Annotated in this window: 15 protein-coding genes; 12 read left to right on the top strand and 3 right to left on the bottom strand. The window is 72.0% G+C overall.

Annotated elements, in window-relative coordinates:
- Nucleotides 1–3 precede the first annotated feature (3 nt).
- From ACZ67M_RS20090 to aztD, 3 genes are all read left to right on the top strand, one after another.
- Nucleotides 4–1,242, top strand: a complete 1,239-nt coding sequence (locus tag ACZ67M_RS20090; protein ID WP_469851995.1) for a hypothetical protein — start codon at nucleotides 4–6, stop codon at nucleotides 1,240–1,242.
- Nucleotides 1,239–2,198: a zinc ABC transporter substrate-binding protein AztC gene (gene aztC / locus ACZ67M_RS20085; protein ID WP_469851993.1), complete on the top strand. Its 960-nt coding sequence runs from the start codon at nucleotides 1,239–1,241 to the stop codon at nucleotides 2,196–2,198. The genes ACZ67M_RS20090 and aztC overlap by 4 nt, the downstream gene beginning before the upstream one ends.
- Nucleotides 2,199–2,288: 90 nt before the next feature.
- Nucleotides 2,289–3,491, top strand: coding sequence for a zinc metallochaperone AztD (aztD, locus tag ACZ67M_RS20080; RefSeq protein WP_469851991.1), 1,203 nt, complete (start codon nucleotides 2,289–2,291; stop codon nucleotides 3,489–3,491).
- 94 nt (nucleotides 3,492–3,585) lie between these two features.
- On the opposite strand, the gene ACZ67M_RS20075 is transcribed toward aztD, so the two are convergent.
- A complete protein-coding gene (locus tag ACZ67M_RS20075) occupies nucleotides 3,586–4,071 on the bottom strand; it encodes a hypothetical protein (RefSeq protein ID WP_361358980.1) in 486 nt (161 codons plus the stop codon).
- A 351-nt stretch (nucleotides 4,072–4,422) separates the two neighbouring features.
- On the opposite strand from ACZ67M_RS20075, the gene panD reads away from it, so the two are divergent.
- The 3 genes from panD to ACZ67M_RS20060 are packed head-to-tail and all read left to right on the top strand — an operon-like array spanning nucleotide 4,423 to nucleotide 5,937.
- On the top strand, nucleotides 4,423–4,842 hold the full coding sequence (panD, locus tag ACZ67M_RS20070) for an aspartate 1-decarboxylase (RefSeq protein ID WP_450736896.1): 420 nt from the start codon (nucleotides 4,423–4,425) through the stop codon (nucleotides 4,840–4,842).
- 31 nt (nucleotides 4,843–4,873) lie between these two features.
- On the top strand, nucleotides 4,874–5,218 hold the full coding sequence (locus ACZ67M_RS20065; protein ID WP_469851989.1) for a GNAT family N-acetyltransferase: 345 nt from the start codon (nucleotides 4,874–4,876) through the stop codon (nucleotides 5,216–5,218).
- 50 nt (nucleotides 5,219–5,268) lie between these two features.
- Entirely contained in the window at nucleotides 5,269–5,937 is a 669-nt protein-coding gene (locus tag ACZ67M_RS20060; RefSeq protein WP_469851987.1) for an aspartate/glutamate racemase family protein, read from the top strand.
- Nucleotides 5,938–6,449: 512 nt separating this feature from the next.
- On the opposite strand, the gene gndA is transcribed toward ACZ67M_RS20060, so the two are convergent.
- Complete coding sequence (gndA, locus tag ACZ67M_RS20055) at nucleotides 6,450–7,889, bottom strand: NADP-dependent phosphogluconate dehydrogenase (RefSeq protein WP_392104235.1); 1,440 nt, start codon at nucleotides 7,887–7,889, stop codon at nucleotides 6,450–6,452.
- A gap of 293 nt (nucleotides 7,890–8,182) precedes the next feature.
- Here gndA and ACZ67M_RS20050 point away from each other — a divergent pair, with 293 nt between their 5' ends.
- On the top strand, nucleotides 8,183–9,496 hold the full coding sequence (locus ACZ67M_RS20050; RefSeq protein WP_469851985.1) for a transglycosylase family protein: 1,314 nt from the start codon (nucleotides 8,183–8,185) through the stop codon (nucleotides 9,494–9,496).
- On the opposite strand, the gene ACZ67M_RS20045 is transcribed toward ACZ67M_RS20050, so the two are convergent.
- Nucleotides 9,486–10,730 carry a DMT family transporter gene (locus tag ACZ67M_RS20045; RefSeq protein WP_469851983.1) on the bottom strand — a complete coding sequence of 415 codons (1,245 nt, stop codon included), beginning with the start codon at nucleotides 10,728–10,730 and terminating at the stop codon, nucleotides 9,486–9,488. The genes ACZ67M_RS20050 and ACZ67M_RS20045 overlap by 11 nt on opposite strands.
- Before the next feature lie 209 nt (nucleotides 10,731–10,939).
- Here ACZ67M_RS20045 and ACZ67M_RS20040 point away from each other — a divergent pair, with 209 nt between their 5' ends.
- The 5 genes from ACZ67M_RS20040 to ACZ67M_RS20020 all read left to right on the top strand — a co-directional run bounded on the left by ACZ67M_RS20040 (nucleotide 10,940) and on the right by ACZ67M_RS20020 (nucleotide 19,456).
- Nucleotides 10,940–11,818: a (2Fe-2S)-binding protein gene (locus ACZ67M_RS20040; RefSeq protein WP_469851982.1), complete on the top strand. Its 879-nt coding sequence runs from the start codon at nucleotides 10,940–10,942 to the stop codon at nucleotides 11,816–11,818.
- Nucleotides 11,819–11,873: 55 nt separating this feature from the next.
- Entirely contained in the window at nucleotides 11,874–13,037 is a 1,164-nt protein-coding gene (gene glgA, locus ACZ67M_RS20035) for a glycogen synthase (RefSeq protein WP_469851980.1), read from the top strand.
- 51 nt (nucleotides 13,038–13,088) lie between these two features.
- Nucleotides 13,089–14,309 (top strand): glucose-1-phosphate adenylyltransferase, encoded by a 1,221-nt coding sequence (gene glgC, locus ACZ67M_RS20030; protein ID WP_361359127.1) that lies wholly within the window; start codon nucleotides 13,089–13,091, stop codon nucleotides 14,307–14,309.
- A 164-nt stretch (nucleotides 14,310–14,473) separates the two neighbouring features.
- Nucleotides 14,474–17,089, top strand: a complete 2,616-nt coding sequence (locus ACZ67M_RS20025; protein WP_469851978.1) for a PA14 domain-containing protein — start codon at nucleotides 14,474–14,476, stop codon at nucleotides 17,087–17,089.
- A 48-nt stretch (nucleotides 17,090–17,137) separates the two neighbouring features.
- Entirely contained in the window at nucleotides 17,138–19,456 is a 2,319-nt protein-coding gene (locus ACZ67M_RS20020; RefSeq protein ID WP_469851976.1) for a GH92 family glycosyl hydrolase, read from the top strand.
- Nucleotides 19,457–19,546 lie beyond the last annotated feature (90 nt).

Here is a 19,546-nt window from a genome sequence, read left to right as displayed (position 1 = left end):
TCCTTGTTCGTCCGAAGAAACGTCACATCGCTGGCCCCGGCGCTGGCGGCCGTGGCCCTCCTGACCGCCGGGTGCGGAGGCCAGGACGATGCCGGGTCCCGCTCCGAGGCACCCGCTTCCTCCGCCACTCCGCACGGCTACGTGGAAGGCGCCGCAGAGGCGGCCGAGCAGCAGTCCCGACTCCTGCTCGGCGACCCCGGCAGCGGCGACACCCGGGTACTGGACCTGATCACCGGCAAGGTCCACGACGCCGCACGCGGGCCCGGTGTCACCGCACTCACCACGGACGGCCGCTTCGGCTACTTCCACGGTGCGAACGACACCCGGGTCCTGGACAGCGGCGCGTGGATGGTCGACCACGGCGACCACGTGCACTACTACCGCGCGAAGATCCAGGAGGTCGGCGAGCTTCCGGGCGGTACCGGCACCAGCGTCCGCAGCGACGCGGGCGTCACCGTGGTCACGTCGGCCGACGGGAAGGCGAGCGTGTACCGCCGCGCCGAGCTGGAGAAGGCCGCCCTCGGCACCCCCGCCCGGCTCCCGGGCACCTACGCCGGCGCCGTGGTGCCGTACGCGGAACACCTGATCGCCCTCACCGGCGAGAGGGGCGGCCCCGCGAGGGTGGCCGTGCTCGACCGGTCCGGCAAGCAGGTGGCCGCCCCGGAGGCGGAGTGCGAGGACCCGCGGGGCGACGCGGTCACCCGGCGCGGAATCGTCCTCGGCTGCGCCGACGGCGCCCTGCTCGTCCACGAGGACGACGGCGCCTTCACGGCCGAGAAGATCCCCTACGGCGAGGACGTGCCCAGGCAGGAGCGTGCCGTCGAGTTCCGGCACCGCCCCGGCAGCAGCACCCTCACGGCACCCGCGGGCAAGGAAGCCGTCTGGGTCCTGGACGTCACCGAGGGCACCTGGACCCGGGTGGAGACCGGACCCGTGGCCGCCGCCAACACGGCCGGCGAGGGTTCCCCGCTGCTGGTCCTGGAGACCGACGGAGCCCTGCACGGCTACGACATATCCGCCGGCAAGGAGACCACGGTCACCGATCCCTTGCTCAAGACCACTCCCGAAGCGGGGGCCGACGGCGCCGGCGCGCCGGTGATCGAGGTGGACCGCAGCCGCGCCTACCTCAACGACCCCTCGGGCAAGCGCGTGTACGAGATCGACTACAACGACGACCTCCGCGTGGCCCGCACCTTCGACCTGGATGTCCGGCCGTCCCTGATGGTGGAGACGGGCCGATGAGCGTGCGCGTGGGCGCGGCACGGATCCGTGCCGCCCTGGTGACTCTGATCAGCTTCTTCGTCCTCGCCGCTGCCACCGGCTGCGCGGGCGGCGACGACGAACGGCCCCGGGTCGTGGTGACCACCAACATCCTCGGCGACATCACGAGGGAGATCGTCGGGGACGAGGCGGACGTCAGTGTCCTGATGAAGCCCAACGCCGACCCGCACTCCTTCGGCCTGTCGGCCGTACAGGCAGCGGAACTCGAGAACGCGGACCTGGTCGTCTACAACGGACTCGGTCTGGAGGAGAACGTACTGCGGCACGTGGAGGCGGCCCGTGAGTCCGGCGTGGCCACCTTCGCGGCAGGCGAGGCGGCCGATCCCCTCACCTTCCACACCGGGCAGGACGGCGGGCCCGAGGACGAGGCCGGCGAGCCCGACCCGCACTTCTGGACCGACCCCGACCGGGTGCGCAAGGCCGCCGGCCTGATCGCCGACCAGGTCACCGAACACGTCGGCGGTGTGGACGAGAAGGCCGTCCGAGCCAACGCCGCACGCTACGACGGACAACTCGCCGACCTCACCACCTGGATGGAGAAGTCCTTCACCGCCGTACCCGAGAACCGGCGCGCCCTGGTCACCAACCACCACGTCTTCGGCTACCTCGCCGACCGCTTCGGCTTCCGCGTGATCGGCGCCGTCATCCCCAGCGGCACCACCCTCGCCTCACCCAGCTCCTCCGACCTGCGCTCCCTCACCCAGGCCATGGAGAAGGCCGGTGTGCGCACCGTCTTCGCCGACTCCTCCCAGCCCACCAAGCTCGCGGAGGTCCTGCGCCAGGAGATGGGCGGCGACGTCGACGTCGTCTCCCTCTACTCCGAGTCGCTCACCGAGAAGGGCAAGGGCGCCGGCACCTACCTGGAGATGATGCGCGCCAACACCTCGGCCATGACCGAGGGCCTCACCGGCGCCTGACCAAGCCTCCCCACGGACCGGCGAACCGAACACGCCGGCCGTTCCACCACACGACCCCGCGCCCCGAGGGCCGGAGAGGAAAGACACACGATGAACAGGTCGACACGCGCCAGAACGCTCACGGGCACTGCACTCGCCCTGGCGACGGCCATGGCGCTGACCGCCTGCGGCGGAGGCGACGACGCCTCGTCCGACGCCGAGCCGAAGAAGCAGACGAAGAGCAGCGAGGCCGCCGCCGTCAAGAACCCGGTCGTCGCCTCCTACGACGGGGGCCTCTACGTCCTCGACGGCGAGACCCTGAAACTGGCGAAGACTATCGAGCTGCCCGGCTTCAACCGGGTCAACCCGGCGGGCGACGAGGACCACGTCGTCATCTCCACCGACAACGGCTTCCGCGTGTTCGACGTCGCCCGGCAGGAGTTCACCGACGCCGAGTTCAAGGGTGCCAAGCCGGGTCACGTGGTGCGGCACGGCGGCAAGACGGTGCTGTTCACCGACGGGACGGGTGAGGTGAACGTCTTCGATCCGGCCGACCTGGCCAGCGGGAAGCAGCCGAAGACCCGGAACTACACCTCCGCCGAGCCCCACCACGGCGTGGCCATCGAACTCGCCGACGGCGAACTCGTCACCACCCTCGGCACCGAGGAGAAGCGCACCGGCGCCCTCGTCCTGGACAAGGACAACAGGGAGATCGCGCGCTCCGAGAACTGCCCCGGCGTGCACGGCGAGGCCGCGGCCAAGGGCGAGGTGATCGGACTCGGCTGCGAAGACGGCGTACTCCTGTATAAGGACGGCAGGTTCACCAAGGTCGACGCACCGGGTGACTACGCCCGTACCGGCAACCAGGCCGGCAGCGACGCGTCCCCGATCCTCCTGGGCGACTACAAGACCGACCCGGAGGCCGAACTGGAGCGGCCGACCCGCATATCCTTGATCGACACCCGCACCGCGAAGATGAAGCTGGTCGACCTCGGCACCAGCTACTCCTTCCGCTCCCTCGCCCGCGGCCCGCACGGTGAGGCGCTCGTGCTCGGCACCAACGGCGTCCTGCACGTCATCGACCCGGAGACCGGCAAGGTCGAGAAGAAGATCGACGCCGTCGGCGACTGGACGGAGCCCCTGGACTGGCAGCAGCCCAGGCCCACCCTGTTCGTCCGTGACCACACGGCTTACGTCTCCGACCCGGGCAAGCGCCAACTCCACTCCTTCGACCTGGACTCGGGCGAGAAGCTGACGTCCGTGACACTGCCGAAGGGCACCAACGAACTGTCCGGAACCGTGGCCGGTCACTGACCGCTCCCGCTCGGCGGACCGTCTCAGCGGCCCGGATGCGGAACGCCCGCCGGACACGAGTTCCGGCGGGCGTTCCGTGCGTCCCACCGCCGATCTACCACCAGGCGGAGCACTTGGCCGCAGGGGAGGTGACCAGCGAGCCGCAGACCCGGAACTGGTACGCGGGGTCGGTGCTGGTCCGCCGGAAGGGGGTGGTCAGGCTCTGCCCCGAGGACCGCACGGTGAAGGGGCCGCACTGGAGCCAGGGGGACACGGAGTCGGCGTTGTCCCAGCCGCTCGCCTTCCAGTCCATCCAGACCTTGTCGCCGGGCCGGGTCTGACCGCTGATCTTGCCGAAGCCGATCTGCGTACTGCCGTAGACACCCTTCTCGAGCGTGAAGTGGACGTTGCCGACCCAGAATTCCCGCGGCTTCGCGGAATCGCCCGAGGCGTTGTCCGGGTGGTCACGGAAGCCGCGCTTGCCTCCCACGCAGTCGGAGGCAGCGGCCGCGGCGGGCTGCGGTGGCTGAGCGAGGACGACACCGGTCGCGACCGTGCACAGCGCCGCGACCGTGGCGAAGGTGGAACGTAACAGGCGCATGAGAGCCGTCTCTTCCTGTCTGTGGAAGGAACCCCGTGATGAGGCCGGGGCCCGGAGAGCAACCCGAACATTAGGGACGAGGGGGAGCCTGCGGCACCTGAGAGTTGTGAGGGTGTCCGTACACCGTCGACACGTCGCTGCGCGCGGACGATCCGGTGACCTCGCCTGTGGACCTGACGCCAACCGAAAGCCCGAGCGGGTCGTCGCGTGGACCGTGAGGTCGTGCCCGTCACCTCCGGGGCAATGCGCGATCTTCTTGAAGGTCTTCGAGGCGAAGGCGTGACGATGTACAGTATGGGCCGCCCCTGACCTGCAGAAAGCCGGCGGGGAGCCGTCTTCCGGGAGTCCAACATGCTGCGCACCATGTTCAAGTCCAAGATCCACCGCGCCACCGTCACCCAGGCCGACCTGCACTACGTCGGTTCGGTGACCATCGACGCCGATCTGCTCGACGCCGCCGACCTGCTGCCCGGGGAACTGGTGCACATCGTGGACATCACCAACGGGGCCCGGCTGGAGACCTACGTCATCGAGGGGGAGCGGGGATCCGGGGTGGTCGGGATCAACGGGGCCGCCGCGCATCTCGTGCACCCCGGTGACCTGGTGATCATCATCAGCTACGCCCAGGTCACCGACGCCGAGGCGCGGACGCTGCGGCCGCGGGTCGTGCACGTGGACGGCGACAACCGTATCGTCGCCCTGGGTGCCGACGCGTCCGAGCCGGTGCCCGGTTCGGACCAGGAGCGCAGCCCGCAGGCCGTGTCGGTCTGACGTACCGATCCAGGGGACGAGGAGCGTGACCATGAGCGACATCGAGATCCGTGACGACCGGGCGGCGGGCCGGCTGGAGGCGCTCGCGGCCGGCGAGGTCGTCGGCCGGGTCGAGTACTTCGTCCTGGACGCTCCCGAGCGAGCCCTCGTCCCCGTCCACACCATCGTCGAACCGGCCCACGAGGGCCGGGGCATCGCGGGCTCGCTGGCGCGTGAGCTGTACGCCCTGGCAGGCCGCGAGGACATCGCCGTCGCACCGCTCTGCCCCTACGTCGTGAAATGGGCCGAGCGCCACCCCGACGAGGCGGCCGCCGCCGACCCGGAGCTGCTGCGCGCGGCGAAGGAGTGGCTCGTGGCGCATCCCGAGCGCTTCTGAACCGGACGGAAGACACCCGACGAGGGGCGAGGGACGAAAGGAGCGCGCGCTTGCTGGCACTGCTGCACACCTCGCCCGTCCACGTCCCGGTCTTCGACGCCCTGCGCGACGCGGCGCACCCGGGTCTGGAGCTGCGGCATCACGTCGACGCCGGGTTGCTTGAACGGGCGCGGCGGGAGGGGCCCGAGGCGGTGACGGACGCCGTGCGTGGCGCATTGCGGCGGGCCGTGGGGGAGGGGGCGAGGGCCGTGCTGTGCACCTGCTCCACCATCGGTGCCGTCGCCGAGGCAGGTGCCGACGAGGCCGGGGTGCCCGTGCTGCGGGTCGACCGGCCCATGGCCGCCGCGGCGGTGGCCGCCGGTCCACGCGTCGTCGTCCTCGCCGCCCTGGAGAGCACCCTCGCTCCGACGGCGGCCCTGGTCGAGGAGGAGGCCCGGCGCGCCGGGCGTGCCGTGCGGCTGCGGACCCGGCTGGTCGAGGGGGCCTGGGCGCGGTTCGAGGCCGGTGACACCGAGGGCTGTCTGCGGCTGGTGGCCGAGGCCGCCGACGCCGTCACCGGTGCCGACGCGATCGTCCTCGCCCAGGCATCCATGGCGCCGGCCCGGGAGTCGGCCAGAACCCGGGTCCCGGTGCTCGCCAGCCCCGCGCCCGGACTGGCCGCCGGAGCGGAGGCGGTGCGCCTCGGCCACCTGGGCCCGGGGGTTCATGCGGGGGAGTGAGTGCGGCGGCGGCCGTCGGGTAGGCGGGGGACAAGTCCAGAGCCGACGTCGACGACTGGCCGGAGGACAGCGCCATGACGAACCCGTATCCGGATCCCGTTCCGCCGGGACCCACTCCGGGGCCCACACCAGGTCCGGACCCGGAGCCCCCACAGCCGCACCCCGACCCCGTGCCGCCACCGAGCCCGGGCCCGGAACCGACCCCGCCGCCTCCGCCTCCGGGGCCCGGCCCGGAACCCACGCCGCAGCCCCCGGGCCCCGGCCCGCAGCCGACACCGCAGCCGCCGGGGCCTCCCGAGCCCTCGCCGTCACCGATCCCGCCGGGACCTGAGCCGGTGCCCAGCCCGGAACCGGGACCGCCCCTCACCTGAGGGGCGCCCGGGCCGACCAGGGGCAGCCAAGGCGAAGGGGCCGGTGGACGAGCCCCACCGCGGTCCGACCGCGGTCTCACTCACCGCGGTCTCACCACGGCAGCCCACCGGCCCCTTCGGCCCGCCCCGGCTCGCCGCGCGTTACGCCGTGACCTCGGACCGGTCCCCGCCCCACAGCGTGTGGAACGCGCCGTCCCGGTCCGTCCTGCGGTACGTGTGCGCGCCGAAGAAGTCACGCTGCCCCTGCGTCAGCGCCGCGGGCAGCCGCTCGGCGCGCAGCGCGTCGTAGTAGGCGAGGGCGGCGGCGAAGCCGGGCGTCGGCACGCCCTGCCGGGTCGCGGCGACCAGGACCTCGCGCCAGTCGTCCTGGGCGGCGGCGATCTCCTGCGCGAACGTGTCGTCCGACAGCAGGCTCGGCAGGTCGGGGCGGGCGTCGTACGCGGCGCGGATGCGGTCCAGGAAGGCCGCGCGGATGATGCAGCCGCCGCGCCAGATCGCCGAGACCGCGCCCAGGTCGATGTCCCAGCCGTACTCCTCACTGCCCGCCGCGATCTCGTGGAAGCCCTGCGTGTACGAGACGATCTTCGACGCGTACAGGGCCTGCTCGACGCGGTCGGCGAAGGCGGCCGCCTCCGACTCGCCGAGCGCCGACGCCTTCGGACCCTTCAGCCCCCGCGAGGCCTCCCGCAGCGCCGCGTGCCCGGACAGGGAACGGGCGAAGACGGCCTCCGCGATACCGGACACCGGCACGCCCAGGTCCAGCGCGATCTGCACCGTCCAGCGGCCCGTGCCCTTCTGCTCGGCCTGGTCGACGACCACGTCCACGAACGGCTTGCCGGTCTCCGCGTCCACGTGGGACAGCACCTCGGCGGTGATCTCGATCAGGTAAGAGTCCAGCCGGCCCGTGTTCCAGGTGCGGAAGATGTCGGCGATCTGCGCGGGGGAGTACCCGGCGACGTCGCGCAGCAGCTGGTACGCCTCGCCGATCAGCTGCATGTCGGCGTACTCGATGCCGTTGTGCACCATCTTCACGAAGTGCCCGGCGCCGTCGGGGCCCACGTGCGTGACGCAGGGCGCCTCGTCGGCCGCCTTCGCGGAGATCTTCTCCAGCATCGGGCCCAGCGACCCGTACGACTCCTTCGAGCCGCCCGGCATGATGCTCGGGCCGTGCAGCGCGCCCTCCTCGCCGCCGGAGATGCCCGTCCCGACGAAGTGGATGCCCTGCTCGCGCAGTTCGCGTTCCCGGCGCCTGGTGTCCGCGAAGTGGGCGTTGCCCCCGTCGATGATCATGTCACCCGGCTCCAGGAGCGGGGCGAACTCCTGGATCACCGCGTCGGTCGGGTCACCGGCCTTGACCATGATCACCAGGCGTCGGGGCCGCTCCAGCGCCGCCACGAACTCCTTGGCGGTCTCGGTCGCGACGAAGTCGCCCTCGCCGCCGAACTCCTCCACCAGCGCGTGCGTGCGCGACGCCGTGCGGTTGTGCACCGCGACCGTGTAGCCGTTGCGGGCGAAGTTGCGGGCGAGGTTGCGGCCCATGACCGCGAGACCCGTGACGCCGATCTGCGCTGTACTGCTCATTGGGATGGCTCCTAGTGACCTTGGTGTCGGTGGTGCCGGTCGTGTCCGCCAGTATGGCCGGTTCCGCCCCGTGACCATCCTGACGTGCCCGTTCGCCGGTCGCACTTTCTGGCCCGGCGGACTTCAGTACGCACGGAACGCGCCCGGTGCCTCAGTGGGCGGGCGGCGCATCCGGCCAACGGGAGTCCGTTACGCGCCACTTGGTAGGACGAACCGGCCGATTGCCGTCTTGTCATGGCCTGTTCGCGGCGCTTACTTTTGCCCCTCCTGACGCAATGTCGAGGGGGACCTCCATGGCCGTACGCGGCCGGCACCGCCGGTATCAGCCGAACAGGATCAACCGCGCCTCACTGACCGTCACCGCGGGCGGCGCGGGTCTGGCCCTCCCGCTCGTCGGTACCGGCACGGCCCAGGCGGCCGACGTGGAGACCTGGGACAAGGTCGCCGCCTGCGAGTCCACCAACGACTGGGACATCAACACCGGCAACGGCTACTACGGCGGGTTGCAGTTCACCCAGTCCACCTGGGAGGCCTTCGGCGGCACCCGGTACGCCCCGCGTGCCGACCTGGCCACCAAGGACCAGCAGATCGCCGTCGCCGAGAAGGTGCTCGACGGACAGGGACCCGGCGCCTGGCCGGTGTGCTCGCAGCGGGCCGGACTGACCCGGGGCGGCGACACGCCGGACATCCGGCCGGCCGGGGGAGCGGGGGACGAGAAGTCCGCCGGCACGCCCGCCAAGAAGTCCGCCGAGAAGCCCGCCAAGAAGGCGGACTCGGTGAAGGACATCCAGCCGCAGACCACGCCGCAGTCCCGGGCCGGCAAGGGCCGCATGTACACGGTGGTCACCGGCGACACCCTCTCCGGCATCGCCGACACCCACCGGGTCGGCGGCGGCTGGCAGGGGCTGTACGAGGCCAACCGCGACGCCGTCGGAGCCGACCCCGACCTGATCCTGCCGGGCCAGCGCCTGTCGCTGCGCGGTGGGTCGGCGGGCACCGCCCCCCGTACCGGCTCCGGGACCGCCACACCGCGGCCGAAGCAGGAGAAACCACGGGAGCGGGAGAAGCCGCGGGAAAAGAAGCAGGAGAAGCCGCCGAAGCAGCAGGAGCGGGAGCAGCGGAAGGCTCCCGGGAAGTCCTCCCCCGACAGCGGCACCAGCAAAGCCGGGACCAAGACCAGCGAGGACAAGGCCACCACGCACCGCGCCGTCGTAGCGCCCGTCGACGGCGCCGTCGGCACGCCCTACCACCAGTCGGGTTCCTCCTGGTCGAAGGGCTACCACACCGGCGTCGACTTCCCCGTCCCCACCGGCACCTCGATCAAGTCGGTCGCGGCCGGGCGGGTCGTCAGCGCGGGTTGGGGCGGTTCCTACGGGTACCAGGTGGTCGTCCGGCACAGCGACGGCCGCTACTCGCAGTACGCCCACCTTTCGGCGATCTCCGTCCGGGACGGACAGTCGGTGGGCGCCGGTCAGCGCATCGGACGCTCCGGCTCCACCGGCAACGTCACGGGCCCGCATCTGCACTTCGAGGTGCGGACGGGGCCCGGCTTCGGTTCCGACGTCGACCCGCTGGCGTACCTGCGGGCCGGAGGAGTCAGGATCTGACCCGTACCCGGTGGCGGCTGATCACGGGCGGCGGCACGAACGGGCCGCCGTAGAAGGGGCCGTAGGAGAGCAGGGCGTCGTCGCTCTCCGCCCGGCTCCGTGCGGTGTGCAACTCCTTCGCGGGCTCCTTGGCGGGGGCGGCCGCCGGCACCGGGGGTGACACAGGGGAGGGCACCAGGACCTTCTCGGGCAACCGCGCCACCGGAACGCCCGTCGCGTCCGCCGCGACGGATCCCGGGACCGCGGCCGCCGGTACCACGGCTGGACCCGCCGGTGCGGCGACCGGGCCCGTCGCCACCGCGACCGGACCCGTCGGCACCGCGACCGGCTCCACCCCGTCCGCGGCGGGAAGACCCGCGGGCTGCTCGGCGGCCGACGCCTCGCTCTCCCCAGCTGCGGCCGACTCCCGTGAGATCCGCTCCGTCGTCAGCAGGATCAGTCCGCCCGCCGCGACCACGCCGCAGCTCAGGGCGAGTGCGGTGCCGGTGGTGCCGTACCGGAAGGATTCGCCGAACATCGTGATGCCGACGACCGCCGCCACCACCGGGTTCACCACCGTCAGCGTGGCGAGCGGGGCGGCGAGGCCGGCGCCCCGGTAGGAGGCCTGCGAGAGCACCAGGCCCGCCGTGGCGAGCACGCCGATCACCGCCATGGACGGCAGGTCGGCGGCGGACACCCCGCCGCTCCAGTCGACCGCGACGGTCTTGGTGAAGACCGAGGACATGCCGAACGCGATGCCGGACGCGACCGCCAGCAGGATGCTGCGGACCGCCGGGTGCCGGTGCACGGCCCGGGCGGCGATCATCAGCGCGACGAGCGCCGCGCCGGTGACGACGGCCGCGCCGATCCGCTGCGCCGTGTCCAGCGACTGCGCGTCGGCCGCGCCGACCAGGGAGAGCAGACCGGCGAGGCCGACCGTGGCCATGAGCGCGCCGCGCCAGGCCGTCGCACCGGCCTTGCGGCCCACGAACAGCGCCGCCATGGGCAGCGCGAAGACGATGGTCAGCGCACCCAGCGGCTGCACCAGGCTGAGCGGACCGAGGGCGAGCGCCACCACGTGCAGCAGGCCGCCGAGGCCGTTGAGCGCGACCGCCGCCCACCAGCCGGGCCGGCGCAGCGGTGCGTACTGAGCGGCCGAGGAGGACGCCGCGACCTGCTCCTGCACGATCGCTCCGCCCGCGTACGCCACGGCGGAGACGAGCGACAGCAGCACGGACAACGCGAGGGCGCTCATCGGCTGATCCTCTGCGTGAGGCGGGGGCACTGGGCCCGGCGCGGCGAACGGTCGTCTTCCATGGACAACACGATGCCGCCTCAGGGTCTTCCCGTCGTCGTCCCTGAGACTTCATTGGGTCCTACTACCGATGGAGTACGACGACCCCGTCGTCCTCCCCAGGGTGGGCGACTTTCGTCAGGTACCCCTGGTCGCGCCCCCTACGGGGCTTGATAGTACTGCTCTCCGTGGACCTCGACCCCGCCCTCGCCGTACTCCGCCCGCTCGGCGGCTTCTTCGTCCTGCACGCGTCGCGGCCCTCGCCGCCCCGGCCCCTTCCCACCCTCGCGCACGCCTATGCACCGGATTACGGGGAGACCGGCCCGGACGTTCATGTTCCGGTTCCGCCCGGCAGGCCGGGAGACCGCCTGGCCGACCCCCTGGCCCACCGCGTCCGGAGGGTGGCGGACGCCCTGCGCGCCCCCGAGGCCCGGGTCGCCGCCTCCGTCGCCCAGCAGGGACTCGCGGCGCGTCTGTGGTCGGTGGCGCTGGCCTGTGCCGCCCTCACCGGCCGGGTCCCCGACCTGGCCCCGGACCTGCTGCGCTGGGACCCCGACGCCACCGCCCCCGACGACCTGTGGCTCGCCGGGGTGCGGTCCGCGAGGCCGGCGGACACCGCCGCCCTCGCGGACGTCGTGCTCACCGCGCACCTGGCGCCCCTGACGGCAGCGGTGCACGACAGGTACGGCGTCGCCGCCGGGCTGCTGTGGGGCAACGCGGCCTCCGCGCTGGCCGGCGCCGGCCGGGAACTGGACCGCTGGGCCCGCCGCCACGGCCATGCGGACGCGGCCGGGCGGGCCGGGGCCCTGACCGCCGGACTGCTCGCCCACCCCCTGCTCGCCGGGACCGGCACCCTCACCGGCACCGCCTTCCGGCGCCGCAGCTGCTGCCTGTACTACCGGGTGCCCGGAGCGGGCGTGTGCGGCGACTGCTGCTTCCCGCAGCCGCCGGGACCGCGAGAGTCGCAGTCGCGGCAGCCGCAGTCGCGGCAGCCGGGAACGCCGCCGCCGGGATCTTCCCGGTCTCCGCAGGCCCCGCGCTCTTCCTAAGGCGCCGCGTCTGGGTGACCATGAAGGGACCAGCCGCGAAGACGGGAGGTTCCGGGTGCGTGTGGGACTGCTGACCCGGGAGTACCCGCCGGACGTGTACGGGGGCGCGGGTGTCCACGTCGAGTTCCTCGCCCGGGAACTCGCCCGCCTCGTCGACCTCGACGTGCACTGCTGGGGCGAGGGCCGCACCGACGGCGTGCTGCGCCACCGCCCGTGGTCCGCGCTCGACGGCGCCAACGACGCGCTGCGCACCTTCTCCGTCGACCTGGCCATGACCGCCGCCCTCGAGGGCCGCGAACTGGTCCACTCCCACACCTGGTACGCCAACCTGGGCGGCCACCTCGCCAAGCTCCTGTACGGCATCCCGCACGTGGTCACCGCCCACTCGCTTGAGCCCCTGCGCCCCTGGAAGGCCGAGCAACTCGGCGGCGGCTACGAGCTGTCCGGCTGGGCCGAGCGCACCGCCATCGAGTCCGCCGACGCCGTCGTCGCCGTGTCCGGGGCGATGCGCGAGGACATCCTCGGCTGCTACCCCGCGCTGGACGCCGCCCGCGTGCACGTCGTGCACAACGGCATCGACACCACCCTCTACCGGCCCGACCCCGGCACCGACGCCCTGGACCGGATCGGCCTGGACCGCTCCCGCCCGTACGTCCTGTTCGTCGGCCGCATCACCCGCCAGAAGGGCGTCCCGCACCTGCTGCGCGCGGTGCGGGACATCGACCCGGCCGCGCAGGTCGTGCTGTGCGCCGGCGCCCCCGACACCCCCGAGATCGACCAGGAGTTCCGCGACCTCTACGCCCAGCTGAGCCGGGCTCGCGAGGGCGTGCACTGGATCCCGCGCATGCTGCCGCGCCCGGAAGTGATCCAACTCCTCACGCACGCGGCGGTGTTCGTCTGCCCCTCCGTGTACGAGCCCCTGGGCATCGTGAACTTGGAGGCGATGGCCTGCGGCACACCGGTCGTGGCCTCCCGGGTCGGCGGCATCCCGGAGGTCGTGGCGGACGGTGAGACGGGCGTGCTCGTCCCCAGGACCGAGGGCCGGGACGACGCGTTCGAGGCGGGCCTCGCGCGGGCGCTGGACTCCGTCCTCGGCGACCCGGCGACCGCCCGGCGGATGGGCGAGGCGGGCCGCGAGCGGGCGGTGGAGGAGTTCGGCTGGGACGCGGTCGCCCGCCGTACGGTCCGGCTCTACGAGGAGATCCTCAAGCAGGCTTAGGCGTCCCGCACCGGGGCAGCCGAGGGTGAACGAGGGTGAGGGGAGCGGCCCATGCGTCGTGGAGGTCCTTCGGTGCTCGGCATCGTGCTGGCGGGCGGAGAGGGCAAGCGGCTGATGCCCCTGACCGCGGACCGCGCCAAACCCGCGGTCACCTTCGGCGGCACCTACCGGCTGGTCGATTTCGTACTGTCCAACCTGGTCAACGGCGACATCCTGCGGATCTGCGTGCTCACGCAGTACAAGTCGCATTCCCTGGACCGGCACATCACCACCACCTGGCGGATGTCCAGCCTGCTCGGCAACTACGTCACCCCGGTCCCCGCGCAGCAGCGTCTCGGCCCGCGCTGGTACCTGGGCAGCGCCGACGCGATCCTCCAGTCCCTGAACCTCGTGCACGACGAACAGCCCGAGTACGTCGCGGTGTTCGGCGCCGACCACGTGTACCGGATGGACCCGCGGCAGATGGTCGCCCAGCACATCGAGTCCGGTGCCGGCGTGACCGTCGCCGGGATCCGCGTCCCGCGCGGCGAGTCGTCGTCCTTCGGCGTGATCACTCCCGGCTCCGACGGCCAGACCGTCACCGAGTTCCTGGAGAAGCCCGAGAACCCGCCCGGACTCGCCGACGACCCCGAGTGCGTCTTCGCCTCGATGGGCAACTACGTCTTCACCACCAAGGCCCTCGTCGAGGCCCTGCACCGGGACGCCGGGGACGAGAACTCGGTGCACGACATGGGCGGTTCGATTCTGCCCCAGCTCACCGACCGGGGCGAGGCCGCCCTCTACGACTTCAGCGCCAACCACGTGCCGGGGGAGACCACCCGGGACCAGGGCTACTGGCGGGACGTGGGCACCCTCGACGCCTACTACGACGCCCACATGGACCTGATCGCCGAGCGGCCCGCGTTCAACCTCTACAACCGGGACTGGCCGATATACACCCACTCCGCGCAGCTCTCGCCCGCCCGCTTCAACGCCGGCGGCATCGCCAGCGAGTCGATCATCAGCGCCGGTTGCCTGATCCGCGGGCAGGTCACCCGCTCCGTGCTCTCGCCGGGCGTGGTGGTCGACCCGGGCGCGGTGGTCCAGGGCTCGGTGCTGCACGACAACGTGCACATCGGCCGGGGCGCGGTGGTGCGCGGGGCGGTACTGGACAAGAACGTCGACGTGCCCCCGGGAGCGACGATCGGCGTCAACCCGGACCGGGACGGCGAGTTGTACACGGTCTCCAAGGGCGGCGTGATCGCGCTCGGCAAGGCGCAGCGGGTGCCCTGACGGCCGGGCGGCTGTCGGACCCCGGGGGCGGATCCTTGGGGCTGTTGTCATGTCCCTGGACGTGAAACGGAATCCGTGTTGTCATGCCTCTGCTGCTGTTACATCGTTGTATGACATCGATGTCAGGAGCCATCGGCCACCACCCGTTCCCGAGGAGAGGGTCCGTGCGCACCAAACGACTCAGAGACAAACTCGCGCTGCTCCTCGTCGCCGCGCTCGGCGCGGCGGGTCTCGCCGCCGTACCGGCCGCGCACGCGGCGGACGCGGCCGCCGACGAGATCCAGGGTCTGAAGGGCGAGTACTACACCCAGTCCGCCCCCGGCGCCTTCGACTTCCACGAGCTCAAGGCCACCGGCTTCGACCCGCAGGTCGACTTCGGCACCCTGGAGCCGCGACTCGCCTTCGCCACCGGGCAGTCGGACGACGTCAGCGTCCGCTGGACCGGCAAGCTCGTCCCGGAGACGACCGGCGCCCACACCTTCTCGATCACGGGCGACAACGGCTTCCGCCTCTGGGTCGGAGGCCGGCTCGCCGTCGACCACTGGGTCGACGACTGGGACCGTGAACAGACCTCCGCGCCCGTCGAGCTGACGGCGGGGCAGTCCTACGACATCAAGCTGGAGTACTTCGAGCACTTCGGCGGCTCCAACCTGCACCTGCGCTGGACCGAGCCCGGCGGCGCCAAGGAGGCGATCCCGCAGTCGGCCTTCCGGCTGCCCGACGGTTTCGACTACAACGGCGCCACGGCGACCACCGTCCAGTCCACCGGCCGCACCCTCAGGCTGGACTTCGCGAGCCCCCTCGCCGCCGCCCCCGACGGTCTCACCGACCACCTCGAAGCGGTGATCGGCGGCGCCAAGTGGCCGCTCGGCGAGGCGAAGGTCGACCCGGCCGACCCCAGCGCCCTGCTCGTGGCCCTCGGTGAACCCGTCGTCGGCAACAAGGACGGCGACGCGCCCGGCACCGCCGACGTCCGCTACGACGGCGAAGGCGGTCTCACCGACGCCGAAGGCAACGTTGTCAACGCCTTCTGGAGCAGCGGCGGCAACCACTCCACCTACGAGCTGCGCACCGACTGGGCCGACGAGGTCGGACCGGACAACGCCCTCCCGGAGTACCCGCGCCCGCAGTTGACCCGCGACGAGTGGCAGAACCTCAACGGCCGCTGGCAGTTCGCCGCCGCCGAGGCCGGTGAGACTCCGCCGGTCGGCAAGGACCTGAAGGAGCGCATCCTCGTCCCGTACCCGGTGGAGTCCCAGCTCTCCGGCATCCAGCGGCACGAGGACCGCATGTGGTACCGCCGCACGTTCACCGTGCCCCGCGACTGGCACATCGGCTCGGGACAGCGCCTCAAGCTCAACTTCGGTGCCGTCGACTGGCAGTCCGAGGTGTACGTCAACGGCACGAAGGTCGCCGACCACAAGGGCGGCTACGACAAGTTCAGCGCCGACGTCACCGACGCGCTGAAGCCGGGCCGCACCCAGGAGCTGATCGTCGGCGTCTACGACCCGACCGACGCGGCGGACGGCGAGAACCCGCCGGTCGGCAAGCAGCGCCTGGACCCGAGCGGCATCTGGTACACGCCCAGCTCCGGCATCTGGCAGACGGTCTGGATGGAACCGGTCGCCCGCGACCACGCCGAATCCCTCAAGCTGACCCCGCACGTCGACGGGGCGGCGGGCACCCTGACCGTCGAGCCGAAGGGCGTGCGCGACGGCGTTCCGGTCAGGGCGACGGCCTACGCCGGGCACCGCAAGGTCGCCACGGTGAGCGGCCGCACCGGTGAGCCGCTGACCCTGAGGATCCGCGAACCGCGCCTGTGGTCGCCCGACGACCCGTTCCTGTACGACCTGAAGGTCACCGTCGGACAGGATCGCGTCGAGAGCTACTTCGGGATGCGCTCCATCGCCGTCGAGAAGGTGGACGGCGTACCCCGCACCGTGCTCAACGGCGAACCGGTCTTCATGATGGCCACCCTGGACCAGGGCTTCTGGCCGGACGGCCTGCACACCGCGCCCACCGACGTGGCCCTCGCGTACGACCTCGAGCTGCACAAGCGACTCGGCTTCAACTCGGTGCGCAAGCACATCAAGGTGGAGCCCGACCGCTGGTTCTACTGGGCCGACCGGCTGGGCCTGCTGGTGTGGCAGGACATGCCCGCGATGACCGCGGGGGTGAAACCGTCGACCGCCGCCCGCGCCGAGTTCGAGCGCGAGATGAAGGAGATGATCGACGAGCACATCAGCAGCCCGTCGGTCGTCATGTGGGTCACCTTCAACGAGGGCTGGGGCCAGTACGACATCAAGCGCGTCGCCGAACAGGCCAAGGCCTGGGACCCGACCCGCCTCGTCAACAACCAGTCGGGCCTGAACCTGGGGGCCGACGGCGGCGCCGGCGACATCATGGACGAGCACGGCTACCCGAGCCCCGCCCTGCCGCCGTCCCCGGACGGCGAACGCGCCCTGGTCTCCGGCGAGTACGGCGGCCTGGGCCTCGCGGTACCGGGTCACGCCTGGTCCGTGCAGCAGTCGTACGTCGACGTCGACCCGCAGACCTACACGGACGACTACCTCACCAAGCTCGACGAGGTCCGCGCCCTGGCCTGCCGGGGCGGCAACGGAGCCGTCTACACCCAGATCTCGGACGTCGAGGGCGAGCTGAACGGCCTGACGACGTACGACCGCAAGGTCCTCAAGCCGGACGTCGAGCGGGTGAAGGCCGCCCACGAGGCACTGATCCGCGACGCGTCGCAGCCCGTCCCGGCGGGCTGCACCGGCTGAGCACCCGCACCACGAACCGCACGGCAGAACCTCCGGAGGGCACCGCACATGAGAGTCACCCGGCGTCTGCGGCTCTGCGTGGCCGGGGTGGTGGCAGCGTCCGCGCTGCTCACCGCCCCGGCGGCGCAGGCCGCCCCGACGACCGACCAGCACCTGACCGACCTGGTGAACCCGTTCATCGGGACGGAGAACGAGGGCAACACCTATCCCGGCGCCGCCGTGCCCTTCGGCATGGTGCAGTTCTCGCCGGACACCGGCCACAACACCGGCTACGACCACTCCGACACCCACATCCGCGGCTTCTCCCTGGTCCACCTCTCCGGCGTCGGCTGCGGCCTCGGCGGCGACCTGCCGGTGCTGCCGACCACCGGCGACGTCACCGAGACGGACTACGCGAAGTACGCCGCCTCCTTCAGCCACGACGACGAGGAGGCGAGCCCCGGCTACTACCGCGTCGGCCTCGACTCGGGCGTCGAAGCGGAGCTGACCGCCACCGAACGCACCGGAGTGCAGCGCTACACCTTCCCGGCCACCGGCAAGGCCAACGTCCTGCTCAACGCGGGCCAGTCGCTGCACAAGAACATCTCCACCAAGGTCGAGGTGCTCGACAGCCGCACCGTGCGGACCGCGATCACCGGCAGCGGCTTCTGCCAGGACACCGAGCCCTACACCGTCTACACGATCACCCGCTTCGACCGGCCCTTCGCCTCGCACGGCACCTGGGACGACGGCACCGTGACCGCGGGCGCGAAGACCGGCGGCGACGGGGCCTACGTCCGCTTCGACACCACCAAGGACCGCACCGTCGAGGCCACCACCGCCCTGTCCTACGTGGACGCGCGGGGCGCCGCGCTCAACCTCCGCGCCGAGGGCGGACGCTCCTTCGACGCCGTGCGCCACGGCGCGGGGCGCACCTGGGAGAAGCGGCTCGACGACGTCCGCGTCCGGGGCGGCGACGACACCCTGCGCCGCACCTTCTACTCGTCCCTCTACCGGTCCTTCCTCGCGCCCAACGTCGGCAGCGACGTCGACGGCCGCTACACCGGCTGGGACCAGGAGATCCACCGCGCCAAGGGCTTCACGTACTACCAGAACTGGTCCCTGTGGGACACCTACCGCACCCAGTCCCAGCTCCTCTCCCTCCTGGCGCCCCGTGAGGCGCGGGACATGGCGATCTCCGTCATCAAGATCGACGAGGAGAGCGGCTGGCTGCCCAAGTGGGGCTACGGCACGGTCGAGACCAACATCATGACCGGCGACCCGGTGACGCCCTTCCTCACCAACGCCTACCAGCAGGGCCTGCTGCACGGCTGGGAGGAGCGGGCCTACCGCGCGCTGCGGAAGAACGCCGACGGGGTGCCGCCCGCCGACTCGCCCGCCGTCGGCCGGGAGGCCAACCGCGAGTACCTCGCCGACGGCTTCGCGCCGTACGTCAAGGGCCGCCCGCACGCCAAGCCCGGCGACTCCGACTACGACCACGGCGCCTCCGCGACCCTGGAGTACGCCCTGTCCGACGCCATGCTCGCCCGGATGGCCGGCGACCTCGGCCACGACGACGACGCCAAGCGGTACGCCGAGCGGGCCCAGAGCTACCGCCACGTCTTCGACCCCTCGACCGGGTTCTTCCGCGCCCGCGACGCCGAGGGCGCCTTCACCGGTCCGGCCGACCCCGCGCAGAGCGAGGGCTTCCACGAGGGCACGTCCTGGCAGTACCAGTGGCTGGTGCCGCAGGACCTGCCCGGCATGATCGACCTCATCGGCGGGACCGGGGCCGCCAACGACCGGCTCGACTCCTTCTTCGCCTACGAGCAGCTGCTCGCGGACCCGGCGAAGACGGCCCGCGAGGTGTGGGTGAACGGGCCGTACGACTACTACAACGCCGACAAGTACAACCCGCAGAACGAGCCCGACCTGATCGCCCCCTACACCTATCTGTCGACCGGGCAGCCCTGGAAGACCACCGACGTGGTGCACGCGGCGCTCACCCTGTTCACCGACACGCCGACCGGCATGACCGGGAACGACGACCTCGGCACCATGTCCGCGTGGAACGTGCTGTCCTCGATCGGGATCTTCCCGATCCAGCCCGGCTACGACACCTGGGGCCTGTCCACCCCGGTCTTCGACCGCGTCGACCTCACCCTCGACCGCCGCTACTACCCGCGCGGGGCGCTGACGATCACCGCCCCCGGCACCTCGGACACCGACCGGTACGTCCAGTCGGCCCGCACCGACGGCTCGGCCTACGCCCGGACCTGGCTGACGACCGACGCCCTGCGCTCCGTCCGGTCGCTCGCGTTCACGGTCGGCCCGCAGCCGTCCGGGTGGGGAACCTCGGCAGAGGCGGTGCCGCCGCCGCTGACGTGAGCACAGACGCCCCATGAGTCCCAGCAGTCCCGCCCCCGCCAAAAGGGGCGGGACTTTAATCTCCTGTTAACTGTGCGTAGCTTGATCGTA

The organism is Streptomyces sp. NPDC107500, assembly GCF_055582785.1.
This window is presented reverse-complemented; position numbering and strand designations above follow the sequence as displayed.